Source organism: Micromonospora echinaurantiaca (assembly GCF_900090235.1).
Lineage (GTDB): Bacteria > Actinomycetota > Actinomycetes > Mycobacteriales > Micromonosporaceae > Micromonospora > Micromonospora echinaurantiaca.
This window is the reverse complement of record NZ_LT607750.1, coordinates 2981256-3007815: the sequence shown is the minus strand read 5'-3', so window position 1 is coordinate 3007815 and position 26560 is coordinate 2981256. Positions and strand designations below refer to the sequence as shown.

Here is a 26560-nt window from a genome sequence, read left to right as displayed (position 1 = left end):
GTTAGGAGGCACGAGAGGGGGCGTCTTCTGGACGCCGCCCCGCAGATCTCCTGCGTGTCGTCAGCCCGGCCAGGGCGGGCCTCACGTGCCGGCCGGCACGGCGGCGGGCCGGACCGAGAGGTCGAGTTCGCCGCCGACGACGTTGACCTCGATGGTGTCGCCCGGATTCGCCCCGTCCTCGAGCAGCAGGGTCGACAGCCGGTCTTCCAACTCGCGTTGGATGCTGCGCCGCAGTGGCCGCGCCCCGTACTCGGGCTGGTAGCCCCGGTTGGCCAGCCACTGCACGGCGTCCGGACTGACCTCAAGGTTGATGTCCTGTGCGTGCAACCGGCGGCGGGTACGGTCCAGCAGCAGGCCGGTGATCTCGCGGAGTTGCTCCCGGTCCAGGCCGGTGAAGATGATGATCTCGTCGATCCGGTTGAGGAACTCCGGGCGGAACCGCTGCCCCAGCAGCCCCATCAGTTCCTCGCGCAGGTCGCTGACCGGACGCCCTGCCGTCTGGGCGGCCAGAATGCGGTCCGCGCCGATGTTGCTCGTCATGATCAGGATGGTGTTGCTGAAGTCGACCGTGCGACCCTGCGAGTCGGTGAGGCGACCGTCGTCGAGCACCTGCAGCAGCGTGTTGAACACGTCCGCGTGCGCCTTCTCCACCTCGTCGAAGAGCAGCACCGAGTACGGCCGGCGCCGGACCGCCTCGGTGAGCTGGCCGGCCTCCTCGTACCCGACGTAGCCCGGGGGCGCCCCGACCAGCCGGCTGACCGTGTGCCGCTCCTGGAACTCGCTCATGTCGAAGCGGATCATGCTGGACTCGTCGCCGAAGAGCGCCGCGGCGAGAGCCCGGGCCAGTTCGGTCTTGCCGACGCCGGTGGGTCCGAGGAAGAGGAACGACCCGTCGGGTCGCTGGGGGTCACTCAGCCCGGAACGCGATCGGCGTACGGCGGCCGCCACGGCGCGTACGGCCTCGTGCTGGGCGACCACGCGCTCGTGCAGTTGCTCCTCGATGCGCCTCAGCCTCTGCTTCTCCACCTCCGTGAGCTGGGTGACGGGAACACCGGTACGGCGGCTGACCACCTCGGCGATGTCGCTCATGTGCACCTCGGGCACCGGAGGCGTGCCCTCCTGCGCCGCCGCCAGGTCCCGCTCGGCCGCACTGATCTCGGCTTTCAGCGCACCCGCGCGCTGGTAGTCCTCGTTCGCCACCGCGCTGTCCTTCTCCCGGCGCAACTGGGACAGCCGCTTCTCGATCTCCTTCTTGTCCGGAGCCGGGGTGCGGGAACGCAGCCGGACCCGCGCCCCCGCCTGGTCGAGCAGGTCGATCGCCTTGTCCGGCAGGAACCGGTCGGTGATGTAGCGGTGGGACAGCTCGGCCGCGGCGTCCAGGGCTTCGTCCGTGTACCGCACCTGATGGTGCGCCTCGTACCGGTCGCGTACGCCCTTGAGGATCGCGACGGTGTCCTCCACGCTCGGCTCCGACACCAGGATCGGCTGGAACCGGCGCTCCAGCGCCGGGTCCTTCTCGATGTAGCGACGGTACTCGTTCAGCGTCGTCGCGCCGACCACGTGCAGTTCGCCGCGGGCCAGGGCGGGCTTGAGCATGTTGCTGGCATCCATCGCCCCCTCGCCGCCGCCGCCCGCGCCGACCACGGTGTGCAGTTCGTCGATGAAGAGGATCAGCCCGTCCTCGGCGGCCGTCACCTCCTGGATCACGTTCTTCAGTCGCTCTTCGAACTCACCGCGGTACTTGGCGCCCGCCACCATCCCGGACAGGTCGAGTGCGACCACCCGCCGGTTGGCCAGGGTTTCGGGCACGTCGTCGTTGACGATGCGCTGCGCGATGCCCTCGACGATCGCCGTCTTGCCGACGCCCGGCTCGCCGGTGAGCACCGGATTGTTCTTCGTACGCCGGGAGAGCACCTCGATCGTGTCGTCGATCTCGTCGTCACGCCCGACGACCGGATCGAGCCGCCCGGCCCGGGCGTCCTCGGTGAGGTCCCGCCCGTACTGGTCCAGGGTGGGGGTGGTGCTGACGCCCCGCCCGTCGGCGCCGCCCGCCGGCCGCGCGGGGCCGGTGACGGCCCCGCCGAGCGCGCGCAACGCCTGGCCCGCGGTCGTCTCCGGGTTCGCGGCGATGCCGAGCAGGATGTGTTCGGGGCCGATGTACGTCGCGCCGGACCGTCGCGACTCGCGGTGCGCGTCGAGTAGGGCGCGCTTCGCCGCTGGCGCGAGCGGAGGCGTGTCCTCGCGTGGCCTGCCTCTGGGGACGGCCGCCTCGATCTGGCGGGCCAGGTCGTCGGGGTCGGCGCCGCTCGCGTCGAGGGTCCGGCGGGTGGGGTCGGACTGGGCGGCGGCCCACAGCAGGTGCTCGACGTTGAGGTACGGGCTGCCCCACGCCGCAGCCTGCTCGGCTGCCCGTTGCAGCAGTTGCCGCGATTCGGTGGAGAGCAGCCGGGACAGGTCCACACGCTCCACCGGACGTCCCGCGAACGGGTCTCCGCCGAAGAACCGACTGATCAGGTCGTCCAAGGAGCCGCCGGGGATGCGGAACGCGTCGAGCGACATCTCATACCTTCCTGTCGGTGGGCGGGTCCTCGGCACAGGCCCATCTGAACGCTACGCACCTTTCGCCCGTCAAGGCGGCTTTTGTGGGTTGCGGGGAGGTCAGGGTTTGTACTCGCTGCGGGTGCGGGGGAGCCACTGCGGGTGGTTGTCGCGGATGTAGCCGATCAGGCCCTCGCGGAGGTCACAGCGGAGGTCCCAGGCGCTGGCCCCGTCGGCGGCTGTGGCCTGCACCTCGATAACGACGCTCGATGCGGTGGCGTCGACCATCTGCAGCACCCACCGGATCCGGTCCCACAGCGGTGAGGACTCGACGAGCCGTTGCGTCTCCGTGCGCAGGTCCTCGAGGTCGGCGGTGTGGTCCACATGGATCTGGACCTTGCCGACCACCCGCGCCTCGTGCCGGGACCAGTTCTGGAACGGGCGCTCGGTGAAGTACATCGTCGGCAGGATGAGCATCCGGTCGTCCCACAGCCGGACGACCACGTTGGTCAGCTTGACCTCTTCGACCCGGCCCCACTCGCCCTCGATGACCACCACGTCACCGACGTGCAGACCGTCCGAGAAGGCGACCTGAATACCGGCGAACGCGTTGCCCAGCGCGGTCCGGGCGGACAGGCCGATGACGGCGCCGATGACGCCGGCCGAGCCCAGGACGGAGATCCCGAACGCGCGGATGGGCGGGAAGGTGGTCATGATCAGGCCAATGGCCACGATTGTGACCACTACCGCGGTGAAGCGCCGGACGGGCGGATCTGGGTTCGGGCCCGCCGGATCCGGCGGTCCGCGACCACCTCCGGCGGCAGCCGGCTGAAGGTGACGCCCTCGGCGACGTGCAACGCCTTGATCACCAGCCAGGCGACGCCGCCGATGAGCAACAGCCCGACGACGTGTCGGACGTCGCCGAGCCATCCCGTTGACCGCGGCGGCAGGGCGAGGTACAGCCCGGTGAGGAGCAGCACGACGGCCGTCGGACGGCGGCAGGCCTTCCGCAGTGGTCCCAGGACCCACCGGTAGCGGCCGTGGTCGGCGCGACGGACGAGCCTGCGCGTGCCGATGTCCAGCAGCACGGCCACCACCAGCGTGGCCAGCGTGATCAACGCCGCGCGCATCAGGCGGGGACCGCCGTGGTCTCGACCGTCATCCCGCTGCGCTCCTCGCCCACGTCATGACGTACAGAGGACGGGTTACCGCCTGACCCTATGCACACCGGGAGAACACGGAGCTTTTCCTGGCAAGAACACCCTTTCCGGGTGGCATTCATAGCCGCCGACACCGCGGTGAGAGCCGACGCGTACGGATCTGAACGGCTGGGTGACACCGGCGGCCATGAGCACGAGCACTGCGGTGGGCGCCGAGCGGGTGGCCGCCGCCCGGGTGGGCACCGTCGTCGTCGACGCCCACCGCCGGAAGACCCTCGGCGGCCGCCCTCGACGAGCTGCGCGCGGAGCCGGCCGGCGCGGGCGTCGAGGACCCCACCTGGTACGGGGTGCCGAAAGCCGCAAGGCCCGAAGAAGGTCCGCAAGGCGCTGAAGAATCGTCTGGGGCGACGACGGCATCGTGCAACGCTGCGCGGACGCCCTCGCCAGCACGGGCGCCCCATGGCGATCCTGCCGGCCGGCGCCGCCAACCTCTTCGGCCAACCTCGGCATCCCCCGAGGACCTGCCCGAGGCGGTCCGGATCGGCCTGCACGGGCCGCGCCGCACCCTCGACCTCGGCAAGCTCAACGGTGAACACTTCGCCGTGATGGCCGGCGCTGGCTTCGACGGCGACCTGATCCGGGAGGCCGACCCGAAGCTCGTCGACCGGCCGGCCGACTGGGGGTCATCCCTGAAGGAGCGGGGCCGTTCAGGTATCGGACGTCGAGTGTTTGTAGCCGTTTCTGCTAATTTCCTGGGCGGTGTAGGCATGCGCCGTCGAGGGGTCGGCGTCAAAGGTTCGACCGGAGGTCGACCGGTAGGGCCTGGCCTTGACGCCGACCCCGGGCGGCGCATTATCGTCGCGCCGGGAACGGCGGCTGTTCGGGTGTGGGCCCTCTTCCCCGATGTCCCGACTGGACGGTGTGGCGGAACCGGTGGTCTGGTTGCCGGTCATCCCTTCGCCGCGCACGTCATCCGCACGATCACACTGCGCCGTCGGTGCAGGTCTATCCCCACATGCTGCACGGCCGCCAATCTCATCCACAACACATACCGATGTACGGGCGAGGCCAGCAGCTGGACGATCCGCGACAGGCCAGCCAGCGTCACCCGATGACCTTGGGCTTTCGCATTGGCCCACCATCCACCGCATGTGCGGCCGAGGCCTCCCCGAACGCCTGGCGCAGGTGCAGAGCGACCTCCTCTTGGGCTTGCGCGGCCTTGTCCAGCACCGCGGCAAGGCCGAAGAAGTCGTGCATCACTGCCCCGTAACGGACCGACGTGGCCCGCACGCCGGCGGCCTCCAAGCGGGCGCACCACTCGTCGCCCTGGCTCTGCAGCACGTCGCGGTCGGTGGTGACGATCAGTGTCGGCGGCAGACCGGCGAGGCCCTGCGCGGAGAGCGGGAGCAGATCGACCCTGGGGTCTTTCAGGCTGTCGGTCACGCCACGGAAGGCGTGCATCATCATCCAGGACAGCAGTGGACGATTCAGCGGCCGGGCGTCTGCGGCGTCCCGCATGGACGCACCGTACTGGGCGGTGGTGGTCAGCGGGCAGACGAGCACCTGCGCCACGGGTAGTGGCTCACCTGCCTGCTTGAGCTGACCGCAGGTCGCGGCCGCCATGTTCGCCCCGACGCCCTCGCCGCCGATGGCGATGCGTGACGGGTCGCCGCCGAGCCCGGTGGCGTTGGTCCGGAGCCACCGGTAGGTGGCCAGCACGTCCTCGTGGGCGGCCGGGAACACGTGCTCGGGAGCCTTGCGGTACTCCGGCGACACCACGATCGCGCCCGTCCGGGTGACCAGGGCGCGGCAGAAGGCGTCATAGTCGTCGTTCGTGAACAGGATCCAACCGCCACCGTGCACCCACATCACGACGGGCACCGGATCGCCGGCCTGGCCGAGCGGCTTGTAGACGCGTACGACCAGATCACCACCCGGGCCGGGCACGGTGATGTCCGCCGCCGATCCGACCTCCTCGGGGTCCGTCGGCCGCCCGTCCTGCTGCAGGATCTCCATCGCCGCGTCGGCGAGGCTCGGCTGCTGGCGGGCCTGCTCGAGGGTGAGGAGCTACGGGGCCAGTACCAGTCGGGACCAGGTGTCGAGGATCCGCTGCGCCTGGGTGTCGAGCAGCCAGGAGGCGTCGGTCGACAGGACGTTGCTGCGGCCGGATACCCGGTCGCGTACCTTGTCCATGAACCCGGCGGCCACGTGCATGAGCCTGCGACGGCGTCCGGTGGGCGGGACGGTGGGATGCGAGCGGGCCGGACCCGACCGCTTGGCGGCGAGGTACCGCTCGCCGAGCCGACCCATCTCCTCCGCGCCCACGGCCCGACGCAGCGCCGGCAGGAACTCCCGTTCCTCCTTGTCGATGTGGTGCCGGACACCGCCGATCAGCTTGTTCAGCGCCCGCTCGAATTCGCGGCTGCCGGGATCCGCATGGTCAAGCAGGACCAGCAGCCTCTTGAGGGCCTGGTGCTCGGCCCGCCCCTCCTCGGCGTCCGCGGCGGCGCCGATCTCGGCCAGCGCCGGATACAACACCTCCTCCTCGGCGTGGGCGTGCAGGGCGCGGCCGTAACTCACCTGGTCGACCAGCATGCGCCGGTCACCGCGTCCGGCCTCGAGGTGCTCGAAGAGGCGGTCCACCACCACGTGGTCGTCGGCGATCAGGTGGTCGAGGTCGCCCGGCATGGTCGCGTACGGCAGCGTCATCGGACACCTCCTCCTCCACACTTACCGCAACCGGCGCCGCCTTCGCGGCATAACCTGGCATGTCGCCAAGAACCCGAACGGGCGGGTCGACGCTGGTCAGCGCACGTCCCAGCCAGGCGTTGGCGCCCGGCTACACCCGCACTGAACATGGGTCGGCCGCGTACACTCACGCCTGTCTTCCCGTCAGCAGAGCCCGCATGATCATCCGGCGCATGCGCCCTCCGAGGGGGTACGGACGGCCCGCGGGGGCGAGCGCGGCCCACTCGGCTGACCGGGGGCACCTACCTGGTCGTCGCCACCTGGAACGCTTGGCCGTACCACCGCCGCAGATCCCGCGACGCCTCGATCAGCCCCACCACGACCCACGCTCGCTCGCTGTCGGACCTCTCGCGGAGTGCGCGGAGATCGGCCCGCTGCCAGTCGAGTCCCCCCGTTGAAGGACACCGTCGCCGTCTCGATCCCGGTCACTCCCGGCGGTTCAGCGCAGCAGGACCGGTCCGGCGTCGATGCGGGTGCGGAACAGGGCGTACGGCTTGCGCCGCAGGTCCTGTCCCCGCTGGTACTTCGGCTGCCGGTGCAGCTGGTTGGCGGTGACGTAGAGGTGCCCGTCCGTGGCGACGGACATGGTGTCCGGCCAGAGCAGACGGGGATCGTGCACGACGGTCTCGTACTCGCCGTCCGGCCGGCGGCGCAGCACGGCGTTGTTCTCGTACGAGGTGAGGTAGAACCGGCCGGCGTCGTCTGTTTCCAAGCCGTCGGAGCCGCCGCCCTTGTCACCCTCGTCCGCCACCGTGGCGGCGACCAGGTCCTCGGTGAGGGCGCGGTCGGCGAGCGCGTCGGTGGCGACGCTGTACCAGCGGCGGGAGGCGAGGGGACAGTAGTGCAGCCGGGAGCCGTCGGCCGAGATGGCGATCCCGTCCGACCCCATCGACAGCGGCTTCGGCGGTCCGTCGGCCGGGCGTTCCAGGAACGGCCGGCCCTCGACGATCGGCCGGTAGGTGGACAGCGGCTCGGCCTTGGTGGACGGGTGGTCGTGCAGCCGCCGCCAGGACGCGCCGCTGGCCAGGTCGACCACGACGATCCCGTTCGGCCCGGAGTCCGAGGAGTCGGTGATGTAGGCGATCCCGGCGTCACCCCTGCGCAGGTCGAACCGCACGTCGTTGAGGTACGTCGAGGGCAGCGCGACGTCGGCAGGGAAGGTGATGACCTGGGCGACGGAGTTGCTGTCCAGGTCGACGCGGACCAGTTTGGGCCCGCCCGGCTTCGTGGGCCGGAACATCGGGCTGCCGGTGTCGAGCACCCAGAGCCGGTCGGCGGGGTCCACCACGATGCTCTGCACCGAGACGAATGCGCCGGTGTCGTCGTCCCGGGCGGGCTGGTTCCAGGCCTGGTCCGGGAAGGGCACCTCGCGGCCGTCGCGCAGCTCGACCACCGTGGCGGGCACCTCGTCGCCCCACTTGGGGAAGTTCACGAAGACCCGGCCGGTGTGCGAGACGCTCACCCCGGTGGGCATGGGCCCGGTGAAGGTGTGCACGAGTTCGAGGTCGCCGACGGGTTCGTCGGCTAGGGGCCCGTTCATCGGCTGCTCCTGACTGTCGGCGCGACGCCTCTTCCCGAGGCCCTGAGCGGCAAATGCCCTGGGTAAGCGCCGCCGGCCCGGCGTGTGCCGCACGAAGTCACCGTGATCGGGTCACCCGACCGTGGCAACGCCAGCGGATGCCCGCCGCTGCCGATCATCGGGCGGGCTCGAAGACGGCGCGTACGCAGCCGTCGAGCTTGTTCTTGAACATGTTGTATCCGTGCGGTGCCTCATCGAGTGGCATGGTGTGTGTCGCGAGGTGTTCGGTGACCAGTTCGCCGCGTGCCATCCGTTCGAGCAACATCGGGATGTAGCGGTGTCCGTGCTGCTGGGCGCCGCGCAGGGTGAGGCCCTTGTTCATCAGCGCCCCGAGCGGGAACTTGTCGACGAGGTTGGCGTAGACGCCGAGCAGGAACACGCTTCCGCCCTTGCGGCAGTGGTAGATGGCCTCCCGGGCGGCGATCGGACGATCCGATTCCAGGCGCAGCTGCTGTTTGATCTGGTCGTACAGGTATTGCGGTCCGGTGCTGTGGGATTCCATCCCCACCGCCTCGATGCACACGTCAGGCCCGCGTCCGCCGCTGCGTTCCAGTAGTTCACCGCCGACGTCCTGGGTCTGGTAGTTGAGCGTCTCCACGCCCAGGTACTTCTCCGCCATCTGCAGCCGATTGGCGAAACGGTCGATAATGATCACCCGCTCCGCGCCGAGCAGGACGGCCGCGCGTGCGGCCATCTGGCCCACCCCGCCCGCGCCCCACACCGCGACCACGTCACCGGCCTTGACCCCACCGAGGTCCGCGCCCATCCAGCCGGTCGGGGCGGCATCGGAGGCGAAGAGAGCACGCTCGTCGCTCACCCCGTCCGGGACGGTGAAGGCCCCCTGGTCGGCGTAGGGAACGCGGATGTACTCGGCGTGGCTGCCCGCGAAGCCGCCGAGCGCGTGGGAGTAGCCGTAGCAGCCGCCGGGTGCGAATCCCCAGACGTTCTCGGTGATCGCGGGGTTGGTGTTGCCGTTGTCGCACAGGGAGTACTGCTGCTGCTGGCAGTACCAGCAGCGGCCGCAGGAGACGAACGAGCAGACCACCACCCGGTCGCCCACCTTGTGCTTACGCACCTGCGAGCCGACCTCGACCACCTCGCCCAGGAACTCGTGCCCGAGGACGTCGCCCCGCTCCATGAACGGGATGTACCCACCCAGCAGGTGCAGGTCGGAGCCGCACGTCGCCGTCTTGCGCACCCGGATGATGGCGTCCTGCTCGTTGCGCATGGTCGGGTCCGGAACCTCGTCCACCGACAGTTCGTTGACGCCTTGCCACAACAGTGCCTTCACAGTCGCCCCTCCCGGCGCCCCTGCCGCGTCGCCATCTGCAGCGGTTTGTTGACCACCGTGGTCTGGGTGGTGGGTGGAGAGTCGGGGTGCAGCACCTCGCCGGTCTCCAGCAACTGCTTCACCTCCCGTAGTGCGGCGCGGATCGCCTGGTTGGGGTCGCGACCCGCGAGTCGCCTGGCTCCCGCGGTCACCGGCGACTGGGCGCCGTCACGCAGCCGCACCGCCAGCTCGATGCCGCGGTCACCCGCGGCGCGGCGGATCTGCACGTCCACGGCGTCACCGAGACCGGCCAGTGGCTCCGGAAGCGGCGAGTCCGGGGTCAGCTCGTCGCGGGCCGGGTTCACGGTCACCACGTGCCACCGCGGCTCGCGCCGCATCAACGGGGCCCGCTGCCAGGGCCCTTGCCGGCCCGACGGAAGCAGGAACCTGCGGAGGGCCAACCCTCCGACAACGATGGCCCCTGCCTTGACCAATGCCCTCATGTACGCCCCAGAGTCGACCCCACCCGTCGCCGCATCTGCCCGACCGACGGCTCCGTCACGGATAAACCCTGTCATATCGGTGCACTGTCACGCTGGTGATTCCCGCGCCCGGCATGGGGCAGTGGTACGGGCGCGACACCGCGCGGGCAAAGGACGTCACCGCTCGACGAGCAGCCGAGCCACGAACAACGGGATCCACCGACCGCGGGGCTCCTCGTAGCCGCCGTCGTGAATGCCCCTGGGCGGCCCTCGGCGCGGGCACCGTCGGCAGGGCGCCCGGCGGGCCGTACCCGAGATGTCGCCAGTCTGGACGACCTCCATGGCCTCCGCGGCCACCTCGCCCGCGACGGCGGCCGGCGCCCCCGGCCAGAGGACCGGCGGGGTGGCGGCGGCCTCGAACGCGGTGAGCAGGATCCGGAGCCGGCCCACATCCGCGGCGGCCATCCGGAAGCATGAGGACGGCCACCGCGTTGATCATCGATGGTTGGTGAGGACAACCGAAGATCGTGCGGTGGCCGTGGGCCACAGGGTGGACCCCACCCGGTGGCGGTCCCTGGGGGAACGGGCGGGTCACGACGATCCGCAGGCGATGCAGCGGCTGCTGCGTGCGGTGGTGTGGGAGACCGGGACGGCCATGGCCGGTGCTGGACCCGCCTGCGGCTCGTGCAGCGTCTGCCCTCCTCAGGTAACCAACGCCACGGAGGCGGGACCCACACCGGGTGCCGCCTCCGCGCGTGACGGGGCCAAGCCGTTGTCAGCGCCCGCCGTCCGGGTGCAGCAGGACCTTGGTCCAGCCATCGTTCCGGGCGTCGAAGTTCCGATACCCCTCCGGTGCCTGGTCCAGCTTCAGCTCGTGTGACACCAGGAACGAGGGCTCGGCCTTGTGGTTCGCGATGAGGTTCATCAGCTGCCGGTTGTAGTTCTTCACGTTGCACTGACCGGTGCCCATGCTCTGTCCCTTGAACCAGAACATGCCGTAGTCGAACGGCGCCTTGCCCTGTTTCTGCAGCGGGTCTGGGGATCCTGGGTCCTTGGGGAAGTACACGCCGACCACGCCGATCGTGCCGCCGAACCGCACGGAGTGCACGAGGTTGTTCAACGTCAGCGCCGACTTCTCCTGTCCACTCGGGTCGTGCGCCTGGTGACCGACGGCCTCGCAGCCGCGGTCCGCGCCCATCCCGCCGGTCTGCTCCAGGATCTGGTCCACCGGCGACATCTTAGAATCGTCGATGGGGATCGCGCCGATCTGTTCCGCCAGGCGCAGCCGGTCCGGATGCCGGTCGACCACCATCACCTTGTTGGCACCCTTGATGATCGCGGAGTACGCGGCGAGCAACCCGACGGGTCCGGCACCATAAACTGCCACGTTGTCGCCCGGCTGCACGCAGGCGAGCTCGGTCGCGTGCCAGCCGGTGGGGAAGATGTCCGAGAGCATCACGTAGTCCCTCTGCCTGCTCATGTCCCGGGCGTCCGGCGGCAGGACCAGGCAGTTGAAGTCGGCCCACGGCACCCGCAGCAGCTCAGCCTGACCGCCCGCGTACGGACCCATGTCGGCGTAGCCGTAGGCGGCCCCGGCCATGCCGGGCGCCGGGTTGGCCACCAGACAGAACGCGGTCAGGCCCTGGTTGCAGTTGGCGCAGACGCCGCAGGAGACGTTGAACGGCAGGCAGACCATGTCGCCCACCTTGACCACGTCGACCCCTTCGCCGACCTCGACGACCTCACCCATGTTCTCGTGCCCGAGCACCGTGCCCGGCTGCAGATCCGTGCGCCCGTCGTACATGTGCAGGTCGGACCCGCAGATGTTCGTCGTCGTGATGCGTACCAAGGCGTCCGTCGGTCGCTCGATCCTGGCGTCCGGCACCTCCTTGACGCTGACCGTCCGTGGCCCGTCGTACACGACTGCCTTCATTCCCTACCCCCGCGTGAAGATTTCCGCCCCTACCGCGGTTCCAAGACCGCCTGGCAGTCGAATTCTTGCAATCCGCTTCGCCCTTCACTTCATGATCCGCACTATTGGTTCGGTTCCGCGAGGGCCGGTTATCGCAGGTGCCGGTGGGTAGCCACCGGTCGTGAGCACGCCTACCGACGACCTCGGCGCCCGGTCGGACACCAGCCGTGCCATCGCGTTCAGCGACGCCGTCTTCGCCATCATCATCACGCTGCTCGTGCTGGATCTCCGGGTGCCGGACGTACCGCCCGGTCGCCTGCTGTCCGGACTGCTGGAGCAGTGGCCGGGTTACGTCGCCTATCTCGCCTCGTACACCTACGTGGCCGTCGTCTGGCTCAACCACAAGGGCGCGTTCAACCGCGTCAAGGAGAGTGATCGGGGCCTGCACTGGGTGAATCTCTTCGTCCTGTTCACCACCGCGCTGCTGCCGTTCCCGACCGCCGTCGTCTCGCACGCCCTTCAGGAGCACGACCAGCAGGACCAACGCGTGGCCGTCGCCCTCTACGCGCTGATCGGCGCGCTGCTCTGCGCGAGCTGGCTGGCATTCTTCCACTACCTGGCCCGGCGCAAAGACCTGCTCAAGACGGAGGTGAGTGAACGGCACTTCCCCGCCGAGCGGGTGCGGGCACTCGTCGGGGTCATCCTCTATGCCGCCGCAGGGCTCATCGGTTACCTGGTCGCACCACTCGCCGGCCTGGTGATCTTCGTCGTGCTGCCGGTGTTCTACGCCGTCACCAGCGCCGGTCTGTACCAGGTGCCTCTCACCCGCCGGATCGGGCATCGCCCCCCGGCATCGGGGCGCTGACGGTCAGGCGACCGGCTACGCCGCTGCATGGCCTGCCGATCGTCGTGACCCGCCCGTTCCGCCAAGGACCAGCAGATCTTGCGTTCCACGCCCGACAGCGGCCCTTCCACGAACACCGCGGCGGTCCGGCGCCGCTCCGCCGGCACGCACCGGCATGCGACCCGCGTCACCGCCTCGTCCAGAATGACCCGCCATCCGGTGGGCCGCCATCGCCGGCATGGCGCGCCGCATCACCCACGGCGAACCCGCTCGCCGACAAAACCGCCTCACCTTCAGCCGGACCTGATCACGCCATCTCAAACACGCTCTAAGACGCCAGGGCCTTTGGCGGATGAAGGTCGGCCAAGGCCCGAGCGTGGATGGACGACTCGCCACCCTCGATGCAGTCCGATCCGGTGATCGCTCGGGGATTCCCCTGCGCGACCCGGTCGAGGCGGGACGCTGAACGGGTGGAGCAGCGATCGGGACGACCGGCGCTGGGACGCCTGCTGTCCGTCGGGCGTGCCCTGTGGTCGCTGGCCGTCGGTGTCGTTGCTGGGACGGCCACCGCGCTGGTTGGGGCGCCGGAGCTGACGCCGCTGGTGATCTGGACGATCGCGGCGGGCACGGTCCTCGTCTGGGTGTGGCGGGCCTGCTGGTCGGCGAGCCCACAGCGTACCGAGCGGCTTGCCGAGGCGGAGCAGCACTCCCGGTCCACCGACTCGGCGATCCTGATCGCATCCGCTATCAGCCTCGCCGCCGTGGCCGAGGCGCTCGTTCGCGCCTCGAACCGGCACGACGCAGTGGCTGTCACGCTGGTGATCCTCAGCGTCGTCGCGGTGGTCCTGGCGTGGGCGCTGGTGAACACGGTTTTCGCGTTCAAGTACGCCCGACTGTACTACCGCGACGACGGCGGTGGCATCGACTTCAAGCGGGAAGATCCACCGGCGTACGCCGACTTCGCGTACATCGCCTTCACGGTCGGCATGTCCTACGGCCCGGGCGAGAACGAACCGACGAGTAACCACATGCGCCGGATCGCGCTCGGGCACGCGCTGCTCTCGTACGCCTTCGGAACCGGCATCCTGGCCGTCGCCGTCAACCTGGTCACCAACCTTGGTCAGTCATGACCCCACCGAGCGCCGGCTGTTCGAGCGGATCCGCAAGGGCAAGATCGAGCTTCATCATCACCCACTCGATGACGCTGGACGACGCCCGCGGCAGACGAACGCGCTGGTCGCACCGGGAGGGGTCGATGGTGCCCAGGCGGATCGCCACTCAGACCGGCCGGGACGCGCCCACGCGACCGCGAGCGGAACGGATGAGAGTGCACGACGACGGTCGCCGCCGGCAGGAAAGTCGATTGATGACCACGAGGATGGCCCTGGTGGTCGCGGTGGCCCTGGTTGTCACAGCAGGCCTGCTGGCCGGCGTGCTGGTCCAGCGTCGGGCCGATGGTCGTCGCTACCGTTGGCTGCTCGCGCCGCTGTACCGCGCATCCCGGCACCCCCGCCGCCGCCGTGCTGCTCCTTGCGGCGCTGTACGTGGGAAGCCGCGCGTACCCCGGCGCGGGACACCGAATCGTCCGGCGCGTCGTCGTGGTGCTGTTGATCGCGAGCGCGGCGTGGCTGGTGCTGCGCGCCCTGCACGTCGCCGAGAGGTCGCGTTCAGCCGACTGCCGGGCCAGACGCGGGCCGACCGCCGGGTCCGACGCGCCCGCACCCAGATCCGACCGGTACGGCGCCTCACCTCGGTCGCGGTGACGGTCGCGGCCATCGGCCTGACCCTCAGCACCTTCCCGTCCCTGCGAAGCATCGGGCTGTCCGTGCTCACCTCGGCGGGTGTCGTCGGCGCGCTGCTCGGCCTGTCCGCGCGCATCGCTCTCGGCAACGCCTTCGCCGGCATCCAGGTCGCCTTCGCCGACGCAGCCAACCCGCTAGGGGACGTCATGCAGGGCGCGATCGCCCGCGCGCCCCGCGTCCAGGTCGACTTGGCGAGGGTCAGCTTCATCGACTCCACCGTGCTGAACGCATTTGTCAACGCCCACGGCCGTGCCTCCGACAGGGGCGTCAGCCTCGCCCTGGTCAATCCCACCGGCCATGTTCGGCGCGTGCTGTCGATGACCGGGATCCTGCCATTGCTCAGCACGCCCGACATCGGCGACTACTAGATCCGGTGCACCGACTTCTCCCGGTCGTTTCATAAAGCATCGGCAACCCGACGCTATTGAGCGTTCAGGCACCACGGCGGACGCCGATCAGCTCTGCGGCTGTTGCCCCTGCTGTCCTACCAGCCGTGCCGTGACGTGCCTCAGCGGTTGGCTGTTGTTGACGATCTTCTTCATCTGTTGCCACGCCGCTCGGGCCGGAGATCCGCCCCTCACGCCACCCAGGCCCCCCGCACCGCCGCCAGCCGCCGCCCGCTGGTTCTGAGCCAGTTGCTGCGTGGTCTGCCCGAGCTGTTGACCGACCCGTTGGGTGGCCTGCTGCAGTGTCTGCGACAGCGGCCCATGGGGTCCCAGCGCCTCCTGCGCCGTCTGCCCGACGTGGTCGAGCGTCCGCGCTAGCGGCCCCTGCGGCCCGAGCACCTGCTGAGCTGTCTGCCCGACCTGGTTCACGGCGGTGTCCACCGTCTTCACCACCGACTCGATGATCTGAGGGTTGCGCTCGATGGTGCGCAGGGCGCTGTCGAGAATGCCGCGGAGCTCTTCGAGGCGAACCTCGAGCATCGCCTCGGCCTCAACGCCTTTGATGTCGATCTTCACCGTGCCGAGATGCGCCTGAACGCCCACGTCGAGCTGGAGCAGGCTACCCAGCCGGGCTCGCAGTGAGACGGAGACGTCCAGGTTGTCGACCTCGACGTAGATCTGTTCGACCTTGACCTGCGGGATCTGGAGGACGACGTCTGGGTCTGACATGGTCTTGCTGCTGTGCCCGCCAGCCGGCTGGGGAACGTCGTGCTCACCACGCCTGGTGGCGGCGGGGCGGTTGCCGGGCTCGGCACCCGTTGGCTCGCCGCCGGGACCCAGGTTCTGGCCCCGACCGGCGACCTCCGCGCCCTCCTCGGCGTCGCGCTGCCGATCGACCTGCTCGCGCTGTTCCGGGGGCGACTCCCGTGCGCCCGTGTTCCGGCTCTCCGGTTCGGCCATCCCGCACTCCTCGGGCCTCGCCTCGCATGCGGACCGAATGGAGCCCACCATCGGTATGTGGCTCGGGCCCTCGGCCCACCCCCGCGGACCGGGTCGCGGTCTACCCGTGTCCCGACGCATCAAACGGCTCAGAGGTGCGGCCAAGGAGACGGCGGTCCTCCTGCTGTCCGTCTTCTACGCCATCACCAGCGCCGGCCTGTACCAGCTTCGGGTGACCCACCGGATCACCCACCGCCCGCCCCACTCCGCGCCTGAGGGCGGGCGAATCGCCGTTTCACCCCGGCGGGCGCGGGTACCCGCCGCAATCCGGTTGGAGAGGGGATCCGAGGTGAACTACACCGAGTTCATCCAGTCCGTGGCCGCGCGACCGAAGGTTCCGCCGGGGCAGGCGGAACCGATCACCCGCGCCACGCTCGAGACGTTGGCAGAACGGATCACTGGCGGCCAGGCGAGGGATCTCGCCTCCCAGCTCCCTGAGGAGCTACGAGGCCTGGTGCGTAGGCCCACCGAAGATCCGGAACGGTTCGGGCTCGCCGAGTTCTTCGGACGGGTGCAGTCACGGGCCGGGGTGGATCGCCAGGCGGCCACCGACGGAGCACAGGCCGTGCTGGATACCCTTCGCGAGTCGGCCAGCGCCAAGGAGTACGGGGACCTTGTCGACCAGTTGCCCCAGGAGTTCTGGCAGTTGACCGGGCCGGGGACGGGACGGCTCGAGCCCCGCCGGGTCGGCACCTAGCTAAGGCGTGTGGACCCCAGAAAGCCCGAGCGGTAGCGGCGCCGGAAGAATCGGCGGATCATCGGCTTGGTGCTGTCTGGCTCGGCACTGTCCTCGGGTCAGTCAACCTGATCACCACATGCGCCACCCGGGATGACCACGTTCCGGCTGCGGCCTGCCTGCACAGCATCCCTGCACCGGGGAAGCCGAGAACATCTTCTGTCGGCGACGGGAAACGACAGCACGACACACATGGAACTCCACGCCAGTGGATCAACGGGAGGACATGGTGGGCACCAACCACCGGCTGGCCGACCGCTCGCAGCAGCGGCCGCTGCGGGACCGGACGTTGCCATCCGGGCGTGCCGGGCCGCCGACCTGCCGCTGATGCTGGTTGGCAAGTGCAGAGAGCCGATCGAAAGCCGCTACTACGACGAGGTCATCCGGCCGCTGCTCGGCGAGGACGTCACGGTGGTGTTCAACGCCGACCGGGAGGCCGTGCTGCAGCTGCTGGTCGACGCCCGCTGCCTGATCATGCCCATCCAGTGGGAGGAGCCCTTCGGCATGGCCATGCTGGAGGCCATGGCGACCGGCACCCCAGTGGTCGCGTTCAACCGCGGCGCCGTTTCGGAACTCGTCCGACCCGGCCTGACCGGCCTGGTCTGCGAGGCCGACGAGGAACCGCCGGCGGCGCTGCACGAGGCGACCACCCTCGACCCGGCGGCCTGCGTCGCCCACGTGGGGGAGAACTTCTCCACGCAGCGGATGGCCCGCGGCTACGAGGCGATCTACCGACGCGCTGCCGGGAATATCTAGGACGATGGGCTCAGAGGTATCCGAAACGGGGACGGCCTCGGCATCCGTCGGCGGTGGCCGCCGGCCGCCCGGGGCGGCTCATGGCTCTTCCCGCTCGGTCAACATAGGCCCGGCCGGCAGCAGGTGTCGCACCTCCGGTTCGCCGTCGGCGAGTTCTTTCGCCCGTTCCTCCGCCTCCTGGTCGGCTCCCGTCAGCCGACCGCCGTGCTGGCGCAGGTGCTCGTCCCAGGACGGCACCAGGTAGACCTCGACCAGGCGGTCCCGGCACTCGCCCTCCCGGAAAAGCCCCCAGCGCATCGCCCCGGTGCGCTGCCGCGAGCCGCGTACAAGATCCATGGCCTTTATGAAATCCTGCTCCCGCTCCGGCCGCACGATATAGGCCACCAGCACCAGCACCGGGCCCACCCGGGGGTCCGGTTCGAGGGCGAGTTCCCGCAGTGGGGGCAGGTAGACCGTCGGGTCCTTCGTCACCTCGCGCAGCTCGGGCAGCGGCCAGATCTGGCTCGTCACGCCACCGACAAGCATCAACGCGCCCGCCGCGAGCAACGCGGCGACCAGTCCGACGGTGTCGGCGACCACGCCCCAGACGAACGCGCCGACGGCCTGCCCGCCGCCCTGGACCACCTGGTAGACGGCTAGTCCGCGGGCGCGTACCCAGCCCGGCAGGAAGAGCTGGATCTCGGCGTTGATGCTGGCGAGTACGGTCACCCAGGCCACCCCGGCCGGCAGCAGGGCGACCAGCGCCACCGGCACGACCTGGACCGACGCCACCGCGATCAGCGACCCGCCGTAGAGCGCCCCGGCCACCAGCAGGAACTGGTTGGGCGACATCCGGGTCCGGACCCACGGCAGGAGCAGGCCGCCCAGGATGGCGCCCACTCCGAGGGCGCCCAACAGTAGGCCGTACCCGCTGGCGTTCATGCCGAGCCGCCGGTTGGCCACCAGCGGCAGCAGCGCCCAGAGCGCGCTGGCCGGAATCACGAAGACCAGCGCGCGTCGGAGCAGCCGGCGGACGATCGGTGAGTGCCGCACGTAGCGACCGCCGGCGCGCAGCGCGGCGGTGAACGGCTCCGGCACCTCGACGGCCCGGGCGTTGGCGGGTCGCCAGCGGACCAGCGCTAGCGCGAAGACCAGAAACGCCACGGCGTTGAGGGCGAAGACCGGAGCCACCCCCACTTTGGCGATCAACACACCGGCCGCGGCCGGGCCGACAGCCCGGGCCACGTTGACGCTGATCGAGCCGAGCGCGGAAGCAGACCGCAACTGTTCGCGTGGCACCAGCTGGGGGATCACCGCCGCCCAGGCGGGCAGGGTGAGCGCCTGCCCCGCGCCGAACGCGAAGGTGAGGGTGAGCAGCAGTGCCGGCGGCATCCGGCCGGTCGCGGTGAGCACGGTCAGCGCCCCGGCCACCGCGACCAGGAACAGCTGTACCGAGATCAGCAGGTGCCGCCGGTCCAGGGCGTCCGCGAGCGCGCCGGCCGGTAACGCCAGCAGCAGCATCGGCAGCAGGCTGGCTGTCTGGACTAGGGCGACCAGCGTCGAGGCGTTCGGTTCGTGGATCAGCAGCCACTGCGCGCCGACGGTCTGCATCCAGGTGCCGATGTTGGCGGCGAGCAGGGCGAGCCAGAGGTTGCGGTAGACCGCCGTCCGCAGCGGTGACCACGCCGTGACGGGAGCCTCGGCGGGGATGCCTCCGGGCGTCACCACCGCCCGTCCGCGCGCAGCACGCGCTCACCGGAGACGTAGAGGTCATCGGGGGCGAGCAGGAGCAGCCGAACGACCTCCCCGGCTACCTCCTCCGGCCGCGCGTAGATCTGGTCCAGGAACTCGTCTCCGACCCGCTCCTGGAGCTGGGTGGGCATCGGCCCGGGATGCAGCTGCATCACCTTGATTCGGTTGCTGTGCTGCGCCTCGGCCAGCGACTCGACCAGGCTGGTGCCGTAGCTCTTCGTGGCGCTGTAGACCGGGATGCCGGGTCGGGGCCGGGTCACCGCCATCGCGCCGGTGTACACCACGTTGCCGTAGCCCTGCCGGCGCAGGTGGTGCAGCGCCTCCTTGAGTACGTACGTCGTGCCGAGCGCGTTGACCTCCACCGCCCGCCGGATGCGCTGCGGGCTGAGGCTCTCCAGGTCGCCGCCCGCCCACACCGAGGCGCAGGTGGCCACTCCGTCGATGGTGCCGTACATGTCGACCACGCTTGCGAATCCGTCCCGCACCTGCTCGTAGGAGGAGACATCGCAGACGGCGCCGGCACAACCGAGGTCATTGGTCACCGCGACAACCTCGTCCGGCCGGTCGCTGAAGACGGTGACCCGGTGCTCGTGCACGAGCAGACGGGCCGCCGCCAGCCCGAGACCGCTGGTGCCACCGATCACCACCAGGTTTCTGGCAACCATGTCCCCCCAATCGCGTCGCACGAGAGCGGATGTGACTTCCCGCTCGGGCCGGCTCCACACCCCGGGCTGCTGCTCCGAATGCGGCTGTTGCGTCCCGCGTGCGTGAACGCTGCGATTTTGGGAAGCCCCGCGTCGGCAGGTAGGGCGACCGCCGCCGGATTGAAGTGAGGACAGATGGGTCGGAAAAGCACAATGGGTCTCCGGTCGGTGACGGACGCTCTCGGCATCGAACGAGAGACTCCGGACCGTCGATCGCAAGGGATGGCGAGGTTGCTGGGCTGGTTCAGTCTTGGCCTGGGCGCGGCCTCTGTCGGGGCACGACAACGGGTCAGCCGACTCTGCGGCATCGACGACTCTCGGACCGCGCAGACCGTGCTGCAGATCGCCGGTATGCGCGAGTTCGGCCACGCTGCGGCGCTGCTGATACCGCGCCGGGCCGGGTGGGGGGCGTGGACGCGGGTCGCCGGCGACATCATGGACCTGGCCGCGTGTGGTCAGGCGATGCGGAACCGCTGTGGCGAACGCCAGCGGCGCCTGATGTACGCGACCGGAGCGGTCGCCGGCATCACCGCCGTCGACCTCTATACGGCGCTTCGTACCACTCGGGCCCGACCGATGAACGCCGGCAACCGGGTACACGCCTCGGTGACGGTCAACCGCAGCGTCGAGCAGGCATACCGGTTCTGGCACGACTTCGAGAATCTGCCGCGTTTCATGTACCACCTGCAGTCGGTGCGGACGATCAGCGACCGGCGGTCGTGCTGGACGGCCAAGGCGCCGGCGGGCAGGAGTGTCGAGTGGGAGGCCGAGGTGGTTGCCGACCGCCCCAACGAGTTGATCATGTGGCGTTCGGTCGAGGGCTCGAAGGTACCGAACTCCGGCTCGGTGCGCTTCCAGCCAGCAACCGGGGGACGCGGCACCGAGGTGCGGGTGGAGCTGGAGTTTTCGGCGCCCGGCCGCAGGTTGGGCGCGATGGTCGCCAAGGCTTTCGGCGAGAACCCGCAGCAGCAGGTCTGCGACGACCTCCGGCGGTTCAAGCAGGTGATCGAGACGGGCGAGATCGTCCGATCTGACGGCAGCCCGCAGGGCACCAGCATGCAGCAGCAGGCGAAGCAGCGGGCGGCGCGGCCGCTGGCGACGCCGCGGGTCGGTTGAGGAGGAAATCGATGAAAGCCAACTGCTGGATCGCCCCGAACAACGTGGCCGTCGAAGACGTTTCCGACCCGCAGATCCTCAACCCCCGGGACGCCGTCGTGCGGGTGAGCTCGGCGGCGATCTGCGGCTCCGACCTGCACCTGCTCGACGGCTTCATCCCGGCTATGAAGAAGGGCGACATCCTCGGGCACGAATTCATGGGCGAGATTGTGGAGCTCGGCCCGGGCGTACGCGACGGGCTGAGCATCGGCGACCGCGTGGTGGTCGGCTTCCCCATAGCCTGTGGCAACTGCATGACCTGTCAACGGGGCCTGTACTCCATCTGCGAGAACTCGAACCCGAATGCCGCGATAGCCGAGGTGGCGATGGGCCACTCGCCCGCCGGGATCTTCGGCTATTCGCACCTCATGGGCGGCTACGCGGGCGGACAGGCCCAGTACGTGCGGGTGCCGTTCGCCGATGTCGGGGCACTTAAGATCGAGGACGACCTGCCGGACGAGAAGGTGCTCTTCCTGTCCGACGTGCTGCCGACCGGGTACATGGCCGCCGAGATGTGCGACATCAAGCCCGGGGACACTGTCGCCATCTGGGGTGCTGGGCCGGTCGGCCAGTTCGCCGCCGTCAGCGCGTACCTGCTCGGGGCGGAACGGGTCATCGTCATCGACCGGTTCCCGTACCGGCTGCAGATGGCGCGGACGAAGGCGGGCGCAGAGACGATCAACTACGAGGAGACCGACGTCATGGACGCGCTGCGGGACATGACGGCCGGCCGCGGGCCGGACGCGTGCATCGACGCGGTCGGCATGGAGGGGCACCACCCGTCCGCTGCGCTGCACGCCTACGACCGGGCCAAGCAGGCGATGAAGGTGGAGACGGACCGCCCACACGCGCTCCGCGAGGCGGTGCTGAGCTGCCGCAACGGCGGGACCATCTCGGCGATCGGCGCGTACGGCGGCTTCATCGACAAGTTCCCGATGGGGTCGTTCATGAACCGGTCCCTGACCATGCGGTCGGGACAGGCCCACGTGCAGCGCTACATGCGGCCGTTGCTGGAACGGATCCGCAAGGGCGAGATCGATCCGAGCTTCATCATCACCCACACGATGCACCTGCACGACGCTCCCCGCGGCTACGACATCTTCAAGAACAAGCAGGAGGATTGCGTGAAGGTCGTGCTCAAGCCTTGACCCTCTCTCCGCCTTCGCGGACGGAGATTCCCTCGGACGCTACGCGTGGAACAGCGCCCGGCGTCCGGATGGCTTCCTGCTCCCTGCAGCCCGCCGCCCTAGCTACGTAGCGGGCGCGGCTGATCACGGTGACCTCCTCGCCACCCGAGCCCCGGGCGGCGGCGCCGCGTGCCGCGGCCGCCGGGGGACTTCGGCCGGTCGCGATGTACGCCCGGCGATCGGCCGTCTCGTGACACGCTGCCGTGGGGGACGACCCGGACGGGAGCGGAAGTAATGACCATCGATGCCGCAGTGAACGGCAGCTGATGGTCCGAGCGGGGTGGTCGGCAAGGTCCAGATCCACGTCGACCACACCGCCAACCTGGACGACCTGCGCGTCGAGGCGCAGCGCCTGATCGAGGCGTCGCAGCCGGGGTGCATGACGATCCCGTGCTCGGGCAGCGCCGCTGTGGGACCGGGACCGGCGCCAGCGGGTGCTCCAAATGGTCGATGCCAACCCGCAGACCGTCGTCATCCAGCTCCAGGCTTCCGCCGCCGACGGGCCCAGCGCCTGGGACCTCCGCTGCGACCTGCGCGAGGCGATGGTTCGCTACCTGCGGGAGAACCACCCGCAGTGGCTGCCCCGCACCCGCAGCGAGTACAAGCCCTGATTCCGCGCCCGGGATGCGGCATTCGCGTTGCCGGCCAGCAGCCGGGCCGTTAGACCACCATGGGGCTGACACGCAACGAAGGTGGGGAACCCGATGCTGGTTGACCTGCTCGCCCAGGACGCCGCACCGGGAGACCTCATGGCGGCGCGGGTGCAGATGGCCCTGTCCCTGGGCTGGCACATCGTGATCGCCTCGTTCGGCGTCGGCATGCCGGCGGTCACCGTCTTCGCCGAGTGGCGCGGGCTGCGCACCGGGGACCCGACCTTCACCCGGCTGGCGCGCCGCTGGGCCAAGGCGATGGGCGTGCTGTTCGCGGTCGGCGCGGTGTCGGGGACCATCCTGTCGTTCGAGATGGGGCTGCTCTGGCCCGGCCTGATGGGCCGCTTCGGCGACGTGATCGGCCTGCCGTTCGCGATGGAGGGCATCGCGTTCTTCGTCGAGGCGATCTTCGTCGGGATCTACCTGTACGCCTGGGACCGGGTGCCACCCCGGGCGCACCTGCTCTCCGGACTGCCGGTCTGTGTCGCGGGCGTGGCGTCGGCGTTCTTCGTGGTGTCGGCGAACGCCTGGATGAACCAGCCCCGCGGCTTCGACCTGGTCTCCGGCGAGGTCACCGACGTCAGGCCGTGGGAGGCGATGTTCAACCCGGCGACGCCGCCGCAGACCGTTCACATGATCGTGGCGGCGTTCATGGTGACCGGCTTCGGCATCGCCAGCGTCTACGCGGTGGCCCTGTTGCGCGGCCGCCGGGACCGCTACCACCGGCTCGGCTTCGCCATCCCGTTCACCGTCGCCGCGGTGCTCTCCCCGGTGCAGGTGGTGGTCGGCGACTGGGCCGCGCACTTCGTCGGGGAGTACCAGCCCACCAAGCTCGCCGCGATGGAGGGGCTGGCCCGCACCCAGGCCGGCGCGCCGCTCTCGCTCGGCGGCGTCTACGTCGACGGGGAACTGCGGTACGCGGTCGAGGTGCCCAACGCCCTGTCGCTGCTGGCCAGGTGGGATCCGGACGCCGTGGTCATGGGCCTGGACCAGGTGCCCGACGATCAGGAGCCACCGGTGACGGTGGTCAAGTGGGCGTTCCAGCTGATGGTGGCCATCGGCTTCGGGCTGGTGGCGCTCTCCGCCTGGTGGGCGCTTGCATGGTGGCGGCGTCGGGGTCCGCCGCGCTCGCCGTGGTTCCTGCGGGCCGCCGCCCTGTCCGGGGTCGCCGCCGCCGTCGCGGTCGAGGCCGGCTGGGTCGTCACCGAGGTCGGCCGGCAACCCTGGATCGTGTACGGCGTCCTGCGCACCGCCGAGGCGGTAAATCCGGCGCCGGGCCTGGCCACCGGCCTGGCCCTGGTCGCCGCCGTCTACGCGGTGCTCACCGTCGCCACCGTCGCGGTGCTGTGGCGGATGGCCCGGCACCGCGACGAGCCGATCGCTCCGCAGGAGGGCGTACCCGAACCGGTGGACAGCGGCCGATGACCGTCGCCGACGTCCTGCTCGGGGTGCTGCTGGCCGGTCTGACGCTCTACACCCTGCTCGCCGGCGCGGACTTCGGCGCCGGGATCTGGGACCTCCTCGCCGGCGGGACGCGCCGCGGCGCAGCCCGCCGGGAACTGATCGCGCACTCGATCGGCCCGGTGTGGGAGGCCAACCACGTCTGGCTGATCCTGGTGATCACCCTGTTCTGGACCACCTTTCCGCCCGCGTTCGCCGCGTTCGCCTCCACCCTTTACATCCCGCTGACCCTGGCCGCGCTGGGCATCATCGGTCGTGGCGCGGCCTTCGCCTTCCGCAAGGCCAGTCACACCCTCACCGAGCAACGCCTCTACGGCGCCACCTTCGCGCTCTCCTCGGTGGCCACCCCGTTCTTCCTCGGCTCCATCGTCGGCGCGGTCGCCTCCGGTCGCGTCCCACCCGGCATCGCCGAGGGTGACATCTGGCGCAGCTGGCTCAATCCCACCTCCATCTACGCCGGCCTGCTCGCGGTCGGCGTGTGCGCGTACCTCGCCGCGGTCTACATCATCCACGACGCGCGCCGCGCCGGTGCCGCCGACCTGGTGGCCCAGTTCCGCCGCCGCGCCCTGGTCACCGGCATGGTGGTGGGCGTCGGCGCGGCGGCCGGGCTGGCCGTCGTCGCCGCCGACGCGCCGGACCTTTTCGCCGATCTTCGGGGCCGGGCGCTCGCCCTGGTGCTGCTCTCGTTCGCCGCGGGGCTCGGGTCGCTGGTGCTGATCGCCACCGGCCGCTACCGGGCGGTGCGGGTGACCGCGGCCCTCGCGGTCGCGGCCGTCCTCTGGGCCTGGGGCGCCGCCCAGTACCCAGACCTGCTGCCACCCGACCTGACCGTCACCGAGGCGGCCGGTGATCCCACTGTGCTCGCCACTGTGCTCGCCGTCCTCGCGGTCGGAGCGCTGCTGCTGGCGCCCTCCCTGCTCTGGCTGTTCGGCATCTTCCAGCGCTCCAAGCCGGCCGCCGGCAACCCACCGCCCCGGTGACGCTCACCCGGGCGGGCAGTCTGTGGGCGGCGCTGGCGGCGGCGGTGGCGCTGGGAGCCCTGCACCTTCTCGCGCCGGCCATCCGCCGGCGACTGCCGGTGCCCATCCACGCGGCGACCTCCCTCGGTGGCGGCATCGCCGCCGCGTACGTGTTCCTCTACCTGCTGCCGCGCCTCGCGGAGGGCAACCAGGCGGTGGCCCATGTCCTGGAGGAGGAGGTCACGGCCACCCCGGCCCGTGGGTTCGTGCTGTTCCTCGTCGCGCTGGTCGGCTTCTTCACGTTCTACGCCCTGGAACGTGTCACCCACCGCTCGCAGCAGCGCCGGCAGGAGCCCACCCGGCTGGTCTTCGGGTTCCAGCTCGGCTTCTTCGCCCTGTACAGCGGCCTGATCACGTACACCCTGGCGACCAAGCTGGACGCGGGGCTCGGGCCGGCGGTGCTGTTCGCCGTCGCCATGGGGCTGCACGTGCTGGCCACCGACGGCGTCCTGGCCGAGCACTTCCCGGTCAGCCTCACCACCGGGTGGCGTCTCGTCCTGGTCGCCGGTGCCGCCGGTGGCTGGGTGACCGCGGTCGCCGTCCAGCCCACCGGCGTGCTGATGAACGTGCTCACCGCGTTCCTGGGTGGCGGGATCCTGCTCAACGTTTTCGTCGACGAACTGGCCCCCGAGCGGCACTCCAGCCTCACCTGGTTCACCGTCGGCCTGGTGGCCTACTCCGGCCTGCTCGCCTTCGCGACCTTCACCACCGACGTCGGCGCTGCCTGAGGGCGATCACCGGCCGATGCCAGACGGCCAGTCGGTGGTGGCGGCCGGTTGTCAGCGGCTGACCGTCACGTCGACCGGTCCGGCGCAGGGTGCCGTCGCTCCTTGGGGTGCAGCGGATGCCGCCCCTGCGGCGCGGCGCCTTCCAGGCGTTGGGGGCCGACGGCGACGTCCTTCCAGGCGCAGGGGTTCGCCGGGCGGTTGTCCCGCAGGCTGACCGGCCTGCGCCGGCGTCTAGGATGAGCCCGGCGCCGATCACCCGTCCATGGCGATTCCGGTGGTGAGCACCTTGCGCCGGACCTGCACCAGGTCGGCCCAGACCGGCACGACTCCTGCGCGATCACGGTCACGCTCGCCTCGCGGTGGGCCGGCTTGCCGAGTACCGGTCACCGACGATGCCGAGGCCCGCCCGCAGGCGGATCACGCCCAGTTCGCCGGGTGAGGCCGGCGCCGGACCGTCGGCGGGCCGGCCCAGGTAAGCGATGCACGGGCGAGGCCAGCAACTGCACGATCTGCGGCACCTCCGCGGTGGTGTTGCGTCTGATCAGTACGCTGTGCCGGCCGCCGTCATCGGGGTCGGCGTCAGTGGTGACCTCGTCGAGGCAGGCCCAGGCGTAGAGGTGTGGCCCTTCCGACCCGGCACCGGCCGAACGGCGCTGCCACCGCCGTGACGCCGACAACGTCGGCGGCTGAGACAGCGTTCCGAGGCCCTGCCA

Annotated in this window: 23 protein-coding genes and 1 pseudogene; 11 read left to right on the top strand and 13 right to left on the bottom strand. The window is 70.3% G+C overall.

What is annotated here, in order from left to right; all coding sequences use genetic code 11:
- Positions 1-81 precede the first annotated feature (81 nt).
- From GA0070609_RS13775 to GA0070609_RS13740, 10 genes are all read right to left on the bottom strand, one after another.
- On the bottom strand, positions 82-2559 hold the full coding sequence (locus tag GA0070609_RS13775; protein WP_088994183.1) for an ATP-dependent Clp protease ATP-binding subunit: 2478 nt from the start codon (positions 2557-2559) through the stop codon (positions 82-84).
- A gap of 99 nt (positions 2560-2658) precedes the next feature.
- The gene (locus GA0070609_RS34280) at positions 2659-3270 is read right to left on the bottom strand and encodes a mechanosensitive ion channel family protein (RefSeq protein WP_231928737.1); all 612 of its coding nucleotides are present in this window, start codon (positions 3268-3270) and stop codon (positions 2659-2661) included.
- A gap of 11 nt (positions 3271-3281) precedes the next feature.
- On the bottom strand, positions 3282-3668 hold the full coding sequence (locus tag GA0070609_RS34275; protein WP_231928736.1) for a hypothetical protein: 387 nt from the start codon (positions 3666-3668) through the stop codon (positions 3282-3284).
- A gap of 1134 nt (positions 3669-4802) precedes the next feature.
- Positions 4803-5714 carry an alpha/beta hydrolase gene (locus GA0070609_RS33850; RefSeq protein ID WP_197700275.1) on the bottom strand — a complete coding sequence of 304 codons (912 nt, stop codon included), beginning with the start codon at positions 5712-5714 and terminating at the stop codon, positions 4803-4805.
- Between the two features lie 51 nt (positions 5715-5765).
- The gene (locus tag GA0070609_RS33845; protein ID WP_197700274.1) at positions 5766-6407 is read right to left on the bottom strand and encodes a hemerythrin domain-containing protein; all 642 of its coding nucleotides are present in this window, start codon (positions 6405-6407) and stop codon (positions 5766-5768) included.
- 478 nt (positions 6408-6885) lie between these two features.
- Positions 6886-7986 carry an L-dopachrome tautomerase-related protein gene (locus GA0070609_RS13760; protein WP_088994182.1) on the bottom strand — a complete coding sequence of 367 codons (1101 nt, stop codon included), beginning with the start codon at positions 7984-7986 and terminating at the stop codon, positions 6886-6888.
- A 154-nt stretch (positions 7987-8140) separates the two neighbouring features.
- Positions 8141-9316, bottom strand: coding sequence for a zinc-dependent alcohol dehydrogenase (locus GA0070609_RS13755; protein ID WP_088994181.1), 1176 nt, complete (start codon positions 9314-9316; stop codon positions 8141-8143).
- Entirely contained in the window at positions 9313-9666 is a 354-nt protein-coding gene (locus GA0070609_RS13750) for a hypothetical protein (protein WP_157748139.1), read from the bottom strand. Before GA0070609_RS13750 ends, GA0070609_RS13755 begins: the two co-directional genes overlap by 4 nt.
- A gap of 288 nt (positions 9667-9954) precedes the next feature.
- A complete protein-coding gene (locus GA0070609_RS13745; protein WP_088994179.1) occupies positions 9955-10242 on the bottom strand; it encodes a hypothetical protein in 288 nt (95 codons plus the stop codon).
- Between the two features lie 310 nt (positions 10243-10552).
- On the bottom strand, positions 10553-11710 hold the full coding sequence (locus GA0070609_RS13740; RefSeq protein WP_088994178.1) for a glutathione-independent formaldehyde dehydrogenase: 1158 nt from the start codon (positions 11708-11710) through the stop codon (positions 10553-10555).
- 160 nt (positions 11711-11870) lie between these two features.
- Here GA0070609_RS13740 and GA0070609_RS13735 point away from each other — a divergent pair, with 160 nt between their 5' ends.
- From GA0070609_RS13735 to GA0070609_RS13720, 3 genes are all read left to right on the top strand, one after another.
- On the top strand, positions 11871-12554 hold the full coding sequence (locus tag GA0070609_RS13735; RefSeq protein WP_197700273.1) for a TMEM175 family protein: 684 nt from the start codon (positions 11871-11873) through the stop codon (positions 12552-12554).
- Positions 12555-13003: 449 nt separating this feature from the next.
- Positions 13004-13663: a DUF1345 domain-containing protein gene (locus GA0070609_RS13725; protein WP_231928727.1), complete on the top strand. Its 660-nt coding sequence runs from the start codon at positions 13004-13006 to the stop codon at positions 13661-13663.
- A gap of 236 nt (positions 13664-13899) precedes the next feature.
- The gene (locus tag GA0070609_RS13720) at positions 13900-14703 is read left to right on the top strand and encodes an STAS domain-containing protein (protein WP_157748138.1); all 804 of its coding nucleotides are present in this window, start codon (positions 13900-13902) and stop codon (positions 14701-14703) included.
- An 87-nt stretch (positions 14704-14790) separates the two neighbouring features.
- Here GA0070609_RS13720 and GA0070609_RS13715 read toward each other — a convergent pair whose 3' ends face one another.
- Entirely contained in the window at positions 14791-15681 is an 891-nt protein-coding gene (locus GA0070609_RS13715; protein WP_088994174.1) for a hypothetical protein, read from the bottom strand.
- Positions 15682-16009: 328 nt separating this feature from the next.
- On the opposite strand from GA0070609_RS13715, the gene GA0070609_RS34270 reads away from it, so the two are divergent.
- Together GA0070609_RS34270 and GA0070609_RS13705 are read left to right on the top strand one after the other, a co-directional pair.
- Entirely contained in the window at positions 16010-16417 is a 408-nt protein-coding gene (locus GA0070609_RS34270) for a DUF2267 domain-containing protein (protein ID WP_231928725.1), read from the top strand.
- Positions 16418-16735: 318 nt separating this feature from the next.
- Positions 16736-17212: pseudogene (locus tag GA0070609_RS13705) on the top strand (glycosyltransferase); the annotation flags it as partial.
- Between the two features lie 78 nt (positions 17213-17290).
- Here the strand turns inward: GA0070609_RS13705 and GA0070609_RS13700 are convergent.
- Both GA0070609_RS13700 and GA0070609_RS13695 read right to left on the bottom strand, forming a co-directional pair.
- Positions 17291-18919, bottom strand: coding sequence for an MFS transporter (locus GA0070609_RS13700; protein ID WP_088994172.1), 1629 nt, complete (start codon positions 18917-18919; stop codon positions 17291-17293).
- Positions 18913-19608 (bottom strand): SDR family oxidoreductase, encoded by a 696-nt coding sequence (locus tag GA0070609_RS13695; protein WP_088994171.1) that lies wholly within the window; start codon positions 19606-19608, stop codon positions 18913-18915. Before GA0070609_RS13695 ends, GA0070609_RS13700 begins: the two co-directional genes overlap by 7 nt.
- 261 nt (positions 19609-19869) lie before the next feature.
- Here GA0070609_RS13695 and GA0070609_RS13690 point away from each other — a divergent pair, with 261 nt between their 5' ends.
- The 6 genes from GA0070609_RS13690 (at position 19870) to GA0070609_RS13665 (ending at position 25847) form a co-directional block, all read left to right on the top strand.
- Positions 19870-20763, top strand: coding sequence for an SRPBCC family protein (locus GA0070609_RS13690; protein WP_088994170.1), 894 nt, complete (start codon positions 19870-19872; stop codon positions 20761-20763).
- An 11-nt stretch (positions 20764-20774) separates the two neighbouring features.
- Complete coding sequence (locus GA0070609_RS13685) at positions 20775-21950, top strand: zinc-dependent alcohol dehydrogenase (RefSeq protein WP_088994169.1); 1176 nt, start codon at positions 20775-20777, stop codon at positions 21948-21950.
- Between the two features lie 482 nt (positions 21951-22432).
- A complete protein-coding gene (locus GA0070609_RS34265) occupies positions 22433-22600 on the top strand; it encodes a hypothetical protein (RefSeq protein ID WP_231928723.1) in 168 nt (55 codons plus the stop codon).
- A gap of 93 nt (positions 22601-22693) precedes the next feature.
- Complete coding sequence (locus GA0070609_RS13675; protein WP_088994168.1) at positions 22694-24064, top strand: cytochrome ubiquinol oxidase subunit I; 1371 nt, start codon at positions 22694-22696, stop codon at positions 24062-24064.
- Positions 24061-25080: a cytochrome d ubiquinol oxidase subunit II gene (locus tag GA0070609_RS13670; protein ID WP_088994167.1), complete on the top strand. Its 1020-nt coding sequence runs from the start codon at positions 24061-24063 to the stop codon at positions 25078-25080. The genes GA0070609_RS13675 and GA0070609_RS13670 overlap by 4 nt, the downstream gene beginning before the upstream one ends.
- Complete coding sequence (locus tag GA0070609_RS13665; RefSeq protein ID WP_088994166.1) at positions 25077-25847, top strand: hypothetical protein; 771 nt, start codon at positions 25077-25079, stop codon at positions 25845-25847. Before GA0070609_RS13670 ends, GA0070609_RS13665 begins: the two co-directional genes overlap by 4 nt.
- Positions 25848-26560 lie beyond the last annotated feature (713 nt).